Source organism: Halohasta sp. A2 (assembly GCF_056175805.1).
This window is the reverse complement of sequence record NZ_JAQFWV010000041.1, coordinates 14,022-28,016: the sequence shown is the minus strand read 5'-3', so window position 1 is coordinate 28,016 and position 13,995 is coordinate 14,022. Positions and strand designations below refer to the sequence as shown.

The window sequence follows — 13,995 nt, the reverse complement described above, 5'->3', positions numbered from 1 at the left end:
TAAAATTAAACGTCACGAGTAAATCCTTACGCCGTATAGTATTTTCAGCTAGATAAATTTACCGTAATGAACGCTCAAGAGCTACAGAATCTGACGTTTCTGTCGGTGTTTCTTGGACAGGCTCTAGGATCGGTCCGAATTTCGGGGATGTAGGTCATCGCTGGACCACCCGAGAGCATGCCGCTGGTGGTGACGATCACCGTGTTCTGATCGGCGATCCGCTTGCGCTGGCCGTCGCGGCCGGTGACCTTGCGGGCGTGGCGGGCGGCCCGACCCAGCGCGTCGGCATCGCGAACGAACTCGGGGTACTGCCGAAGTATCGAGAGCACCTCGGTGCCCATCCCGTCGACGTAACACTCCAAATCGTGGGCCGCACAGACCATGAGCAACTCCTGTGTTCGGCCGATGGCGAACGCCGGAACCACGACGGTGCCGCCTTCCCACATCGTCGTTCTGGCGGTCTCCGAAAACCGCGATTCGACCGCCTCGCGCGCCTCTTGTGTCACGTTCGCGTAGGTCGACTCACAGATGACGATGTCCGCTTCAGGTCGGGCGGTCGACCCCGAAAGAAGGCGTGTATCGTCGGTGTGGAAGTCAGCAGTATATAACAGCCGTGTGTCGCCGTCGTCGACCAGTACGTGCGCCGAGCCGGGGATGTGGCCCGCATTATAAAAGGTGATCTCGTGTCCTGCCGCCTCGAACGCCTCACCGTAGCCGTGGCGGGTATCGACTTCACTCATTCGGGCGACGTGTGTCTCGGTGAACGGACACTGCATCGTTCCGCCATGGAGTTTGAGCGTGTCACGCGCGAGAATCCGGGCGAGTTCGGCGGTCGGTGGCGTCCAGTGGATCTCGGGCCGCTTCGATCCCGAAAGCAGGGCCGGAATCGCACCGACGTGGTCGAGATGCCCGTGGGAGACGACGACGGCATCGGGCTCTATATCGCCGACGGGGTACTGGGGCGGGGTCGCAGTGAGGGTGCCGTAGTCGAGAAGCAGGCGGTCGTTGACGAGGATCGCACTGCGGCCGACCTCGCCCGCACCTCCGAGAAACTGCAGTTCCATTAGTAGCTCCGTGGTTGGCAACCCATTTTCATCCGTCGGTTTGGCTGGTTACTCCGCAGCCGCGTCGACGAATCGCTCGGGCTCGTTCTCGAACGTCTCTTTGTGCGCAACACTACAGAACTGGTAGATCTCTCCGTCGTGTTCGGTTTGGGCGGGCGGATACTCCTCGCTGCCGTAGCCCGAATCTGGAGTCGTGGTTCGGTGTTCGATGTCGACGCCACAGACCGCACAGGAATGCATACTCGGTCCTACTGGGTGTATGGTCTCAACAGCTCTGGCGGGATACTGTTCGGTTGTTCTCGACTGCATCGAGAATCAGTTACGAGCTTCAGCGATCGCTCGTGGCCGTGCCAAAAGAGGGCAGGCGAGGTCGTCAGATGTTGACACCCGGTTCGTCTTCGACGAAGCGCACCGAAAACCGCTCGTAACCGCCGTAGGCGACGTCGAGCGCACCCATCCACCAGTTCCACCGCTCGATTAGATCCGAGTCGGCGGGGGCGTCGTGGAGGTGGCTCACGAGTTCGTCGATCGTCAGTTGACGGCCGCGGTCGGCGGTCGCCTTTCCGGAGTCGACGAGGTCACGGGCTTGGCGGACGACGACGCGTCGCTCGGCGGGGCTGCCGCCGAACTCGCGCTGGAGGGTGTCGTCAAGGTGGGTCGTATCCACAGTGGTAGTTGGGGCTGGAAAGCTATGACTCTCGCGGATTCGTGTGAACGTATCACACGACAACGAGTGACGCATCTACCAATGATCGATCCATAACCCGACGACAAATTCACTTGCAGTCAGGATATCGAGTCGGGTTCGGCCGGTTCAACGCCAGCCAACCGCATCGCGTTGCCGGTGACACCTAGGCTCATTCCCATATCGCCGATAACGATCGCCATCAGCACCGAGACGTAGCCCAGCGGCGCACCGACCGCAAGGAGGAGTTTGACCCCGAGGCTCGACCAGATGTTCTGGCGAATGACGCCGCTGGCGGTCGTCGACAGTTCGTAAAGGTACGGCAGCCGCGTGAGATCGTCGGCCATCAGCGCGATGTCCGCGGTTTCGAGCGCAGCATCCGTTCCGGCCGCGCCCATGGCGATCCCCACAGTGGCGGTCGCCAGCGCCGGGGCGTCGTTGATCCCGTCGCCGACCATCGCCACTCCGCCCTCGTGGGCTTCCCGGAGTTCGCGCACGGCGTCGACCTTCTCTTCTGGCAGGAGGTCGGCCCGGACCTCGTCGACGCCGACCTGCTGGCCGATCGCCTGCGCCGTGCGCTCGTTGTCACCGGTGAGCATGACGACCCGCTCGATCCCTTGTGCTTTGAGTCGGTCGACGGCCCACGCGGCCTCCGGGCGAACGGTGTCGGCGATAGCAATCACGCCCTCCAGTTCGTCCTCGGTTCCGACGAGGACAACTGTTTTCCCTTCGTTCTGGAGTCGCGGAATCGTGTTGGCGACCAGATCGAGGTAGCTACCGTGTTCGCAGGCCGATCGCTCCTTTTCAAGCGTCGACGCCTCGTCGTCGGCGAGTTCGGTCGACATGCCGCCATCCGATTCAAGATGTGCATGTTCGAGATCGAAGCCGAGATCGGCAAACAGCGCGGGTTTGCCAGCGTAGTGGGTGAGGCCGTCGAGTTCAGCCCGGACACCCTCTCCGGTGATCGCCTCGAAGTTGGTGACCGCTCGGTCGTCGCTGTCGGTTGCCTGCTCGTTGGCGTAGTCGACGATCGACGCGGCAATCGGGTGCTCGCTGCGCCGTTCGAGCGCTCCGGCACACCCCAGCACGTCGGCCTCGCTGTTGCCGTTGAGCGCGATCACGTCGGTCACGCCGAGATCGCCGGTCGTGAGCGTCCCGGTTTTGTCGACGGCGACTGCCTCCACGTCGCCCATGGCTTCGAGGTGCGTTCCTCCTTTTATAAGGACGCCGTTGCGTGCGGCGCTTGTCAGTCCCGAGACGACTGAAACGGGCGTCGAGATGACGAACGCGCAGGGACAGGCGACGACGAGAAGGGTCAGCCCGCGGACGAACCACTCGGTGAACGCCCCCCAGCCGAGGAGCGGTGGAATCGCCATCGTCGACAGCGCGGCGACGACGACGATCGGCGTGTAGACGGCTGCAAACCGGTCGACGAACTGCTCGGTTTCCGTTTGCTGGCCCTCGGCGTCCTCGACGAGTTCGATCACGCGGGCGATGGTCGACTCATCGGCCGACGCGGTCGTCTCGACCTCCAGGTAGCCGGCTTCGGTGATGCTGCCCGCATAGACCTCGTCGCCCGGCCCCTTGTCGGCGGGAACGCTCTCGCCGGTGATCGGCGACTCGTCGAGCGCGCTGTCGCCCTCGCGGATGATCCCGTCGACCGGCACCTTCTCGCCGGGTCGGACGACGACGCGGTCGCCAACGTCGACCTCCTCGGCCGGGACAACACGCTCCTCGCCGTCGTCGAGGACCGTGGCAGTTTCGGGCGAGAGTTCCATCAGTTCCCGCAGCGAGCCGCGGGCCCGGTCCATCGAGTAGCGTTCGAGCAGTTCAGCGACGCTGAACAGCACCGCGAGCGTCGCGGCCTCGAACGGGAGATTGACCGCCAGCGCGCCGATGATACCGCCGGTCATCAGCAGGTCGATGTCGAGACTCAGGTTTCGGATCGAGTAGTAGCCGTTGCGAACGATGGTCGAGCCCGCAATGGCGGCCGCGGCGACGTAGGCCAACCAGTCGACGCCGAGTTCAGCACCGAAGACGGTCGCGAGGGTCGTGTTCGCCCCCGGGACGATCCACTCGAAAACGATCCCGGTGAGCATGAGCACGGCCCCGAGGAAGGTGCGAATCGCCCGACAGCTTTTCCAGACCGCCGTCGGGTCGTGTGGTTGCTCGTCGTCCTCGATTTCGTAGCCTGCGGCCTCGACGCGGTCGTGGATCGCCTCAGGAGAGACGCGGTCAGGGTCGTAGCCGACGAGCAGCGTCCCCGAGGTGGGTCGGGCGTCGATCTCGCTCACGTCGAGTTTGGAGACACTGGCCTCGACCTTGCTCGCACAGGAGGCACAGTCCATCGAGGGGACCGACAGCGAGAGCGTGGCCGCGGCCTCGGTCGACCCAAGCGTGGTCGCACTGTCGTCGACCGAACCGCCACAGCTGTCGCTATCACAACAGCTCGCGGTCGACTCCTCGCTGGCGTTATCTGCAGTCATTAGTAGCGAGTAGCTGCTCGAAGGTTATTAACTCAGCTGCTAAAAATCGGGTCGAGTTGCTAGAATGATTGGTTGGGATCGCCATTATGTTATTACCACTCGTGTCTCGTCAATGAGTGGACATAGGGCGTCGACGTACTTGATTGGTGTGTCGGAGGCGACCGAGGGCGACAGGAAATCGTTGCTACGGAACGGTCGAAGGAGCGTTCGGCGGTCATCGATCGCCAACAGCGGTTGCCGTCGGGCTTTTGTCTGCCAGTGTCCTACGGAGTGGTATGACGAACTGGCGAGCGGTCGGTATCGGCTTCATCGTAATCGTGATCGTGGGCGCATTAGCAACCGGCCTCCCGGTTGTCGGCCACATCGGGGCCGGAATCATCGGCGGCCTTGCGGCGGGCTATCTCGCGGGTGGCGGGTTGGCGAGCGGAGCGTGGCACGGCCTGCTCGCAGGGTCGGTCGCCGGGGTCGTACTTACGATCGGTTTTGCGATCCTCGCCGGAGTCCTCGGATTGGTCGGCGGACCGCTCGGTGGTGCCTTCGGCTTCGGTGGCGTGCTGGTCGCCGGGCTCGTCGTGACGTTCATCTTCGCCGTCGACAGTGCGCTGGCTGGCGCGCTCGGGGCGGTCTTCTCGTAGTTATAGCCCGAGTCCGCAAGCGTACTCCAGCGTCCCGAACGCCTGTCCCATCGTCTCGCTAGTTATCCGCTTACCGCCGACCTTCCCTTTTAAATCCTCCATTCGGAACAGGTACTCGTTGTAACTCCAGTGACTTTCGGTCAGTCCACCGAACAGCGAGCGGTCGATGTAGTTCCGCGAGTGGCCGTAGCTGGTCGCGGTGAACTCGATGAAGTTGCCCGCACCGTCGTCGACTTCGACCTCGAAGTGTGGGTGGGGTCCACCGTCGAACACCGGCTCGATGGTTGCCGAATCGAACTCGACGATCCGGTCGCCGGTCGACGACTCCCACAGTGCCGACTGCTTGACTGGGATCGTCGACCGTTCCAATCGATTCGAATCAAAAAAGCGATACCCACGCCTAAGCAGTTGCGGGCCAACGAAGGGAACGAACGCCGAAAACGCGGTGCCGTCGGGGAAAAAGGCCCAGATCCACTTCCACGGGAACAACGGAAGGTTGAGACAGACGCGCTGGAAGTAGCAGATTCCTTCGAGCTGTTCGGAGCCGTCGGGCAAATCGAACGTCCCCTCGAACTGCATTCGTCGCCACGCGACGAGATCCATTCCGCCGACCGGAGTGTGGGTATCCATGGCTTGGACAGGTGAGTCGACACGATTCTGAAGGTCGCCCCACGCCTCGAACTTGGCTTCGCCCTTCGCGCCAACGAAGTGGGCCTCCAGTCCGAGTGGACGGTCGGCTAATTCCCTTATTTCGCCACCGTGTTTGCCCTCCGCGCGTTCGGCCCACGCCGTAATCGACCCATCAGGCGAGAGCCGCGCGGTGGCTGGCTGATTTACGAGTCTATCGTGGACGGCCTCGTCGTCACCGTACCAGCCGACCGAGATCGCACTGAACTCGTCGACACCGTTGTCGATAGGTCGGTCGAGATCTAGTCCTGGCATCGAAATATCGTTGACGCGAATCTCGTCGCCCGCGCGCGCGGCAATCGAAAACATCAGCTGTTCGGGACCGTACCCCTCCTCACCTTCGGGAAACAGAATAAACCACCACCACGACGAGGAAGTGCTGTTCTGTTGGTCGGGATACTGCTGCCAGATTCGGTCGACAATCCACTGGTGATCCGCCAGCGTTCGCTCCGTAATCGCCCCACTCATTACCTGCGTCTCAAAGCGGGCGGTGATAGGTTGTTCGTTCTCGGATTACAGTCGTCGAAAAATGAATCAGCGGTCGAGGTATTCCTGCTGGATGTCGACCACTTCCGTCGAGTCTGTGCAGTCGGCATAGCGCCCAAGCGGTTCGTCATTGAGTTCGAGGAACGTCTCGCCCCACGTGAACTTCGAGAGAATGTCGTCGGCCTGCTCGCGCTCGTCGAAGATACAGAGCGCCGCCGCGAGGGCTTCGACCGTTGTGAGCTGCATCGGTCGACCGAAGTTGACGGGATTGGCGGCCACGAGATACGGCAGCGCCCGATGCTCGCCAGCGAGAGTGAACTGGGCTTCGCCAGCGGACTCCCACGAGCAGTCGAGAGCAACGAGCGCACCCTTGTCAGCAACAGAGCGGTCAGCGGGCGAGAGGGCCTGCTCGGCGTGAGGGTTGAGGACGATCCCGTAGGGGGTGGCCCGATGGCTGCGGTGGAGGACAGCGCGGTCGAATTTTGCTAACTTCCGGGCCGTACACTTCTGTGGGTCGTCGTCACCCTCATACCGGATGTGCAGGTCCACGATACCCAGTGTCTGTTTGGCGTCGCTAAAAACCGCGCGTTCGACCGTCGGTGTCGATTCTTCGCTGGCCGCGTGGGATAACGTTCTTTGTCGACCCTCACGACCACTCCGTATGGATCAGTCGACGCTCGTCGCCGAATACTACCGGTGTCTCGATCAAGACGAGTATGAAACCCTGCAGTCGCTTCTCCACCCTGATTTCGTCCAGCACAGGCCCGACCGGAGCTTCGACAGCCGCGAGGCGTTCGTCGACTTCATGCGACACGACCGGCCGAAAATGGACACTACCCACCGCGTTGACAGCCTCCTCGAATCGACCGCAAGCCTCGCAGCACACGGTCGGCTGTTTGACGCCGACGGCTCCGAACTGTTCGACTTCATCGACGTGTTCCGGTTCGACGAGGGACAGATTCTCGCGGTCGACACGTTCTCATAACTACCGTTTAACAGCCTCACCACCCTCGTTTTGGAATCGTTGAACAAGTCACGAATTCTGTATGAGTGTAGAGACGGGAGTATAGAGAACAAATAACAGGAGACCAGGGAGCACGATCCAAACGAGATCAGTACTCGCAGTTCCAGTTCCTAATTCACGATAGGTTACTACTACCGAAAGCCCGATTGAGACGACAGCAAACGCCCACAGGGCTGCAGATTTCAACGATTGGAGTTCGTCGGTCATCTCCGTCTCGGTGAGAGCGATATTGATACCGATGACAGCACCAACTGGTGTCCCCCATATCGTTGCAATTCTCGTTGGCCCTGTAGAACCGATGAGTACGGACACAACGCTCCCCACGCCTGCCATCACTGCGAAGAGCACGAGATTGTATTTAATCAGCCGCATACCCAAATAAATCAACGAATTGAATAATAGGTGTTCCTGTCGACAGACACTACTCTCCACGAGCAGTCTCATTTATAAGTGTTGCCAGCCGGTCGTAGAAATCGGGCTTGTACTTCGTCGCAGCGTCGACCGTCGGCCGGGCGTTGGTCTCATTAACGACGAGTCGATCGTTCGTTTCGAGGAGGTCGACGCCCAGATAGGAAATCCCGAGCGTCTCGGCCACATCCTCGGCGAGTCGACGATGGTCGTTGGGTAGCGAGACGCCCGTCGCCTCAGCGCCGCGGTGGACGTTGTGTTTCCACCGGCCCTCAGCCAGCACCTCGGGCAGTCGACGCTCGACTGCGCCGACGTACTCGCCGTCGACGATCATTACGCGATAGTCCCGCGCGTTGGGCAGAAACTCCTGGATCAGATAGGATTTGTCGCCGGTCGCTCGGTAGTCGTGGATCAGGTTGAGGTAGTCGACGATCCCCAGCAGCGAGTCCATATCCGCCGCCTTTGCGACGCCGACGCCGCGGGTCGCCGAGTTGGGTTTGACGACCACCGGAAACGAGAGTTGGGAGACGGCGTCGACGACGACCGACTCGTCGACCGGGTTCGAGACCATCACCGTCTCGGGGACCGGCAGGTTGGCGGCCTCAAGGGCCGCGATCACGCCACCCTTGTTGCGGGAGGTGAGGACGGCTTCGCGGTCGTTGACCCACGGAATGTTGTAGATGGCATTGAGGGCTGTTCCCTCCATGAGTCGACCCGGAAAGACGAGTCCAACGTCGAACTCGGCGGAAGGGTCGACTGGCTCGTGGCCAGTCAGCCGAATCGATCGCTCTTTGGCCTGGAGGTGGTCAATCGAGATACCGCGGTCGGCGAGTGGCTCGCGGAGTCGCTCGAAGGTTTCGGCGTTCGTCGACAGCGCAAGCCGGAGCATACGCTCGTAGTTGGTGGGAGAAATAAAAGGGGTGGCGCTTCGCTCTACGAGACGAGCAGCTTCTCGCCACGGTCGACGACGATGCGGCACGGCGGCGAGATCTTGTTGTAGGCGCGTCGGAACGCTTCCTTGACGACCGGAGCCTGATCTGGTTCACAGTAAGCCGTAAAGATCGTCTCGTTGGCACCCATTCGGGCGGCGGTGCTGACGATTTTGCCGAACGACTGTCGCATTCCGTCGGAAACACGGTCTGCACCCGCACCGGTCGCCTGTTTGTTCTCGCGAAGAATCTGGTGGGGGAACTTCCGAAGAACCATCTTGTAGTTGCCCTCACCGAGCGTTTTCAGCAGGTGACGGTTGGCCGACAGCCGCGAGGATTCGAGCGAGCCGTGGCGCAGCTGGACGGCTTCCTCGGTGACGAGGCTGATCTGGACCGGATAATCTTTAGGATCGGCCTGCAGGTTACCCATGCTGTGCTGTGCGATCTTGGACTGTGGAATCCCAGTGATGTAGTCACGTCGAGTGTACGAGGGCTTGTCGATATCCCTGTACATCGAGGCAGGTTTGTCTCCCATGGTTACTTATCGAGTCGAACGCCGCAGCCCCAAATAAGGCCTTCGATGGAATCTCGCGATTTTCGGCCTGTGAGCCAGTCACACGGTCGAATGAGGCGACTGGACCGCTGAAAAAGGGACGGATCAGGTCACGAGATAGTAGGGGTCGACCGCGAGTTTCGGTTCGAGTGCCTCGCGGAGCGCTTGGGCATTGAACGCAAAGAGACGCAGGCCGTTGCAGTTGTAACGGTCGACGACACCCTCGGCGGCCAACTCGTCGGCGAGTTTGGCACGGTTCCACGTGACGGTCCTGGTGTAGTCGTGGGTTCGCTGACAGACCGGCTCGTGGTTGGTTTCGTCGTAGTAGATCACGCCCTCGTAGTCGGCGGCCTGGACGTAGGGAACCTCGGCGTCCCATTCGACGAAATGGAGTTGGGATGCAGTGAGCCACTCGGTTCCAATATTCAAATACAGCACGTCATCGCGGTCGAGTTGGGCGAAACAGCCCTTTCGGCCCCACGTGTTGTGGTGATCACAGTCGGAGAATCGGTACGGCCCTCGACCCAAAACGGAGTTGGTCGCGTCGTCGGTTCGGTAGTCGGCCCGGCGATGAAACAGCTTCGCAAACGTCCCGAACCGAGGAGCGGAAAACTGTTTGTGGTAGATTCGGCCGTCTTGCTTGCGGAACGAGGGCGTAAAGCCGGGCGTGAGCACGCTCTGGAAGTGCTCTTCGAGGGTGTCGAAAACGAACTCGAAAGGGTCGCCCCCGAAGGCAGCGTTGATGTCGCTAAGCCCGATGTGGACGAAGACGGTCTCGTCGCTGTACCCATTCAAAATGCGCTCTAGCTTCGATTCGGCAACCGGACCGATCGGTCTCGACCGAAGTCGACGTCGGCACTGCATAAAGGCACGGTTGCGGATCGTGCGGGCGGTTTGGTAGTGGTCGCTCGCCGCAGCGGGCTGAACACGTGGCTTCATTGTGTGCTCTGCAGGCGCTGGTCGGGCTGTCCGAACCATGCAACGTTTCCCTTAGTTGTCGACAGCCACGGTTAGCCGTTCTGTCCAACTGCCGATGGATGTGCTATTTTTGTTGTGCGATTGTCGCTACTTTAATATCACGATGCGAATTTTACCGTCCGTTTACCGTCCGTTTCGACCGCTTTCGCGTGTTTGGTACGTCCATTCGAGTTCGGCTACTGTCTCGTGTTCCGCACATCCATGAGGGGTTGTAACACTGTTTATTGAACTGCCAACCGACTGCTTTCAGTGGGTCACAGATGCATGAATGACGACGAGTTCGCAACCCACGAGTGGTGGGAACAGTACAAGGAGACGGTGAACAGCGACCCCGAAATGAAGGTTCGGGGCCACAAGGAATTCAACGAGAACTTCTACGTCGACATCGGCGAGGAGCGGTTCCTCATCGAGATGGACGGCGGTGAGGTTCGACACGTCATCCCGAACCCGACGCTCAACGACCAGTGGGCATTCGGCGTCGAGGGCGACCGTGAGGCCTGGACCGAGTTCGTCCAGGAGACCCCACCGGCGTTCAACCACGAGATCGTCGCCTCCCACTACCGGAGTGCGGTCCGCAACGAGGAGGGCCACCTGCTGATGACCGGCGACAACAAACGCATCTTCCAGAACCTGCGTCCCTTCCAGCGGGCGTTGGATCTGATGCGAGTCACACACAACAGTGGAGGGAGCTAACAATGGCAGAACACGGAGAGATCGAGCCGATTTCCGGCAAGTACGTTCACGTCGAGATCGAGGGCACCGACCACCGCGTCTACTTCGAGGAAGCCGGTCCCGAAGACGGGACCCCGCTGCTCTGTCAGCACACGGCGGGCAACAACTGCCAGGAGTGGCGACACCTGCTGACCGACGAGGAGATCACCGACGAGTACCGCGTCATCGCTCACGACCTGCCGTTCCACGGCAAATCCGTGCCGCCGACAAGCGATTCGTGGTGGGAGCAGGATTACACGATGACCGCCAAGCGGTTCACCGAGACGCTCGTCGGCCTCGTCGACGCCCTTGATCTCGAAGACCCGATTTATATGGGATCATCGATGGGCGGCAACATCACGCTCGAACTCGCCGACTGGTATCCCGACCGGTTTCAGGCACTGATCGGCCTCGAATGCGGCGCTCACAGCCCCGGCTTCTACATCGACTGGCTGGACCACCCACACGTCAACACGACGGAGGTCAACGCCTACGCCTGTTGGGGACTGATGGCCCCACAGAGCCCGGAACAGCCCAAGCGGGAGACGATGTATCTGTACGAGCAGGGCGCGACGGGCGTGTTCAAGGGCGATCTGTACTACTACTCGGTCGACCACGACTACCGCGATAAACTGGGAGACGTGAACGCCGATCAGGTGCCCCTCTACATCGTCAACGGGGAGTACGACTACCTGACGACGCCCGAAGACGGTCGACAGACCGCCGAGGGGATCGGCGAGGGTGCGACAGCAGTGGAAATGGCCGAGATCGGCCACTTCCCGATGAGCGAACACCCCCACTTGTTCAACGCCTATATCAAAGAGATTCTCGCCGACATCGCTGGCGACCGGGAGGAGGAACTGCCCGACGTGATCACGCCTGAGGATGTCGGGATCGAGATTCAGACGCCCGCACCGACACGGGAGACATAGTAGTTCGGTCGCTGTATATCCCTTTTTATACGCAAAACGGACAGATCGTTGTCGAACACATTCATATAGCTGTGGTACTCGGGTCCAACTATCACGATGGCTGGGACCAAACCACACGGAAAGGGGGAGTTGCTGATTCGAACCGTCGACGGGGCGGTCGAAATTTACAATAGCGAGAACGACGAGGCGTGGATTCGATCTTCGGAGAGCGTCCCGATCTCGTGGCAGTTGTAGTCGACTGACAGCTACTTATACGGGTAGCGGCGGGTGGCGCCGCAGTCACACCGGATCACGACGTGACCGTTGTTGAGTCGCACACGAGCGTTGATGCCGGGGCGAAGCGCGACATCGCACTGCTGGCAAGTAAACCGCTTGAACTCTCGAGGGAGTCCACAGCGATTTCGCTCGGCGATCCGGCGAGCCAACCGAACGTACTCCCGCGAGCGGTCGAACTCGCCAGCAGACGCGCTGGACGTGGCCAGATCGAACAGGATCTCGATTCGCTCGGCGGCGATGCTCATCACTCTCATCGCCGTGTGGTGGTCGGTTAGGTGTTCCGAACTCTACGAATCGGGCGAGAACTCGAACGCCAGCAGTCGACCGTAGCCATCCATCACGACCAGATCGTCGCTTCCGTCGCCAGTAAGATCGGCAAACCTCGCCGAAACATAGATCGGCTCGTTGTGATCGTATCGCGCGAGAATCTCACCGGCGGTATCCAGCAGCACTACCTTACCCGCGTACGTCGTCACCGCGATGATCGCGGTGCCATCACCAACGGGATCACCGACGACCGGGTCGCTCATCTCTTTGTCATCGCCGTCTTCGATCGTTCGCACCCACTCGATACCGCCATCAGAGATATCGACCGACCGAACGATCCCGTCGTCGACGCCGAGGATCAACTGGTCGTCGTGGCTCTCGCTGACCGAAACGGCCTCGTCAAACGGGACGGTCCAGCGCGTCTCCCCGCTGGGATCGATACAGGCGGCCGACTCCACGGTACCAACCGCGAACACCGGCCCGTCAGACGTTTCGTAGTGGCCGAACGACCAGGGCGTCGCGTCGACGGGTTCGGTCCATCGGTGCTCGCCATCGGGGCCGAACAGCGAGACATCGGACTCATCGCGTCGACCGTACGCGAACGCGAGGGTCGATTCGCCGGAGTCTGTGAGGTCGCCCAAAAGCGGGGAAACGCTGATTCGGGTGTCGAGGTCGTGGCTCCAGACGATCTCTGAGTCCGCATCAATCGCGACGATCATCCCCTCGAAATCGGCGGCGATAACCTGATTCGACGAGGTGAACTCGCCGACGACCGGCGCGGTGTAGCCGATCGATTCGAGGGCGTCGACCTCGAAGATCTGCTCGCCACTCATTGGATCAAATCCGAGCACCTCGCCCTGTTCGGTGCTGGCGAATATCTCGGGCTCGCCGCTCCGGCTCCCGACAGCGATATCGCCAATCGCGTGTGGTGTGCAGTACTCGGGGTCGGTCGACGAGTGCCACGCTGACTCGCCGCCGGCGTCCAATGCCGTGATTCCACAGTCGGTGTTGTCGGTGTGACTGCTGTGTGGAGCGACCATAATCGTCTCGCTATCGGAGTCGAGAACAGCGAACTGGTGGTGGTTCCCACCGTACTCAGTTGTTCGCTCGCTCGACCAGAGAACGTTCAGCCCATCGGACCGCAACCGCCGTGAAACCGTCTGTCGAACCGCGAGACAGCCCGTCAGCGAGGTCGACAAGCCACCCCCTGCGAGAACGAGTGCCATCCGTCGCGAGAGCGCGGGCCCACCGGTCGAGCGAGTCGGTGGCGCAGGATCGTCCATTAGCGAACGAACGTCGTGGTAATACCTAACGAATTCGATTCGAACCCATCACGATAGTTGATCAAAACCGACTGCAATCAGTCTTCGAGCGCGTCGGCGATCCGCCGGAGCTCGCGGTTGACGTCCCGAACCTCGTCGCGAAGCTGTCGAACCTCTCGAACCAGCTGTTCGTTGCCCTCGCTCGACTGCTCGCCGCGCGCGCCGGGACCCCCGGGACCGCCGCCCATTCCACCGGGGCCGCCGGGGCCACCGCCCATCATGCCGCTCATCATCTGGGCGAAGGGGTTGCCGCCACCGCCGCCCATTCCACCGGGGCCGCCGGGGCCACCGCCCATCATCCCTTCGGGGTTCGGCGCGCCATCTTCGCCCCGCTGTTCGCGTTCTTGTTGGCGCTTCTCGCGGATCTCTTCGACACGCTCGCGGAAGGATTTCTCCTCGCTTTCGTCGTTTTCTTGGCTCTCGCCGTTCGACTGATTCTCGTCGACCTCTGTCGACGCCTCGTCATTCTCGTCCGCCGTCCGTGATTCGTCGTCTGTCATGGCTCACGATTCGGCCGGGGGAGGGAAAACGGTTGTTCATCCAGACCTCCTC

17 protein-coding genes and 1 pseudogene are annotated in these 13,995 nt (G+C 61.1%); 5 read left to right on the top strand and 13 right to left on the bottom strand.

From position 1 onward, the window contains the following. Nucleotides 1-125 precede the first annotated feature (125 nt). The 4 genes and pseudogenes from O2S87_RS12095 to O2S87_RS12080 all read right to left on the bottom strand — a co-directional run. Nucleotides 126-1,064: pseudogene (locus tag O2S87_RS12095) on the bottom strand (MBL fold metallo-hydrolase); the annotation flags it as partial. 48 nt (nucleotides 1,065-1,112) lie between these two features. Further along, a complete protein-coding gene (locus O2S87_RS12090) occupies nucleotides 1,113-1,304 on the bottom strand; it encodes a YHS domain-containing protein (protein ID WP_475409047.1) in 192 nt (63 codons plus the stop codon). Nucleotides 1,305-1,437: 133 nt separating this feature from the next. Beyond that, entirely contained in the window at nucleotides 1,438-1,806 is a 369-nt protein-coding gene (locus O2S87_RS12085; protein WP_475409046.1) for a WNWW family protein, read from the bottom strand. 44 nt (nucleotides 1,807-1,850) lie between these two features. Next, a complete protein-coding gene (locus tag O2S87_RS12080) occupies nucleotides 1,851-4,235 on the bottom strand; it encodes a heavy metal translocating P-type ATPase (RefSeq protein WP_475409045.1) in 2,385 nt (794 codons plus the stop codon). Between the two features lie 275 nt (nucleotides 4,236-4,510). On the opposite strand from O2S87_RS12080, the gene O2S87_RS12075 reads away from it, so the two are divergent. Next, the gene (locus tag O2S87_RS12075; protein WP_475409044.1) at nucleotides 4,511-4,870 is read left to right on the top strand and encodes a DUF5518 domain-containing protein; all 360 of its coding nucleotides are present in this window, start codon (nucleotides 4,511-4,513) and stop codon (nucleotides 4,868-4,870) included. On the opposite strand, the gene O2S87_RS12070 is transcribed toward O2S87_RS12075, so the two are convergent. Both O2S87_RS12070 and O2S87_RS12065 read right to left on the bottom strand, forming a co-directional pair. After that, nucleotides 4,871-6,025 carry a hypothetical protein gene (locus O2S87_RS12070; RefSeq protein ID WP_475409043.1) on the bottom strand — a complete coding sequence of 385 codons (1,155 nt, stop codon included), beginning with the start codon at nucleotides 6,023-6,025 and terminating at the stop codon, nucleotides 4,871-4,873. Nucleotides 6,026-6,091: 66 nt separating this feature from the next. After that, entirely contained in the window at nucleotides 6,092-6,592 is a 501-nt protein-coding gene (locus O2S87_RS12065) for a DUF367 family protein (RefSeq protein WP_475409042.1), read from the bottom strand. A gap of 112 nt (nucleotides 6,593-6,704) precedes the next feature. On the opposite strand from O2S87_RS12065, the gene O2S87_RS12060 reads away from it, so the two are divergent. After that, complete coding sequence (locus O2S87_RS12060; RefSeq protein WP_475409041.1) at nucleotides 6,705-7,028, top strand: nuclear transport factor 2 family protein; 324 nt, start codon at nucleotides 6,705-6,707, stop codon at nucleotides 7,026-7,028. A gap of 48 nt (nucleotides 7,029-7,076) precedes the next feature. On the opposite strand, the gene O2S87_RS12055 is transcribed toward O2S87_RS12060, so the two are convergent. The 4 genes from O2S87_RS12055 to O2S87_RS12040 all read right to left on the bottom strand — a co-directional run bounded on the left by O2S87_RS12055 (nucleotide 7,077) and on the right by O2S87_RS12040 (nucleotide 9,896). Next, nucleotides 7,077-7,439 (bottom strand): hypothetical protein, encoded by a 363-nt coding sequence (locus O2S87_RS12055; protein WP_475409040.1) that lies wholly within the window; start codon nucleotides 7,437-7,439, stop codon nucleotides 7,077-7,079. Between the two features lie 49 nt (nucleotides 7,440-7,488). Beyond that, complete coding sequence (locus O2S87_RS12050) at nucleotides 7,489-8,364, bottom strand: ATP-grasp domain-containing protein (protein WP_475409039.1); 876 nt, start codon at nucleotides 8,362-8,364, stop codon at nucleotides 7,489-7,491. 44 nt (nucleotides 8,365-8,408) lie between these two features. Continuing rightward, on the bottom strand, nucleotides 8,409-8,939 hold the full coding sequence (locus O2S87_RS12045; protein WP_475409038.1) for a 50S ribosomal protein L16: 531 nt from the start codon (nucleotides 8,937-8,939) through the stop codon (nucleotides 8,409-8,411). Between the two features lie 123 nt (nucleotides 8,940-9,062). Then, the gene (locus O2S87_RS12040) at nucleotides 9,063-9,896 is read right to left on the bottom strand and encodes an AAC(3) family N-acetyltransferase (protein ID WP_475409037.1); all 834 of its coding nucleotides are present in this window, start codon (nucleotides 9,894-9,896) and stop codon (nucleotides 9,063-9,065) included. Between the two features lie 303 nt (nucleotides 9,897-10,199). Here O2S87_RS12040 and O2S87_RS12035 point away from each other — a divergent pair, with 303 nt between their 5' ends. From O2S87_RS12035 to O2S87_RS12025, 3 genes are all read left to right on the top strand, one after another. After that, a complete protein-coding gene (locus tag O2S87_RS12035; protein WP_475409036.1) occupies nucleotides 10,200-10,628 on the top strand; it encodes a hypothetical protein in 429 nt (142 codons plus the stop codon). A gap of 2 nt (nucleotides 10,629-10,630) precedes the next feature. Then, a complete protein-coding gene (locus tag O2S87_RS12030; protein ID WP_475409035.1) occupies nucleotides 10,631-11,578 on the top strand; it encodes an alpha/beta fold hydrolase in 948 nt (315 codons plus the stop codon). A 96-nt stretch (nucleotides 11,579-11,674) separates the two neighbouring features. Then, complete coding sequence (locus tag O2S87_RS12025) at nucleotides 11,675-11,812, top strand: hypothetical protein (protein WP_475409034.1); 138 nt, start codon at nucleotides 11,675-11,677, stop codon at nucleotides 11,810-11,812. 11 nt (nucleotides 11,813-11,823) lie between these two features. On the opposite strand, the gene O2S87_RS12020 is transcribed toward O2S87_RS12025, so the two are convergent. From O2S87_RS12020 to O2S87_RS12010, 3 genes are all read right to left on the bottom strand, one after another. Beyond that, complete coding sequence (locus tag O2S87_RS12020; protein ID WP_475409033.1) at nucleotides 11,824-12,099, bottom strand: ribonuclease P protein component 4; 276 nt, start codon at nucleotides 12,097-12,099, stop codon at nucleotides 11,824-11,826. 42 nt (nucleotides 12,100-12,141) lie between these two features. Next, a complete protein-coding gene (locus O2S87_RS12015; protein WP_475409032.1) occupies nucleotides 12,142-13,404 on the bottom strand; it encodes an outer membrane protein assembly factor BamB family protein in 1,263 nt (420 codons plus the stop codon). Between the two features lie 77 nt (nucleotides 13,405-13,481). After that, nucleotides 13,482-13,943, bottom strand: a complete 462-nt coding sequence (locus tag O2S87_RS12010) for a hypothetical protein (RefSeq protein ID WP_475409031.1) — start codon at nucleotides 13,941-13,943, stop codon at nucleotides 13,482-13,484. Nucleotides 13,944-13,995: the final 52 nt, after the last annotated feature.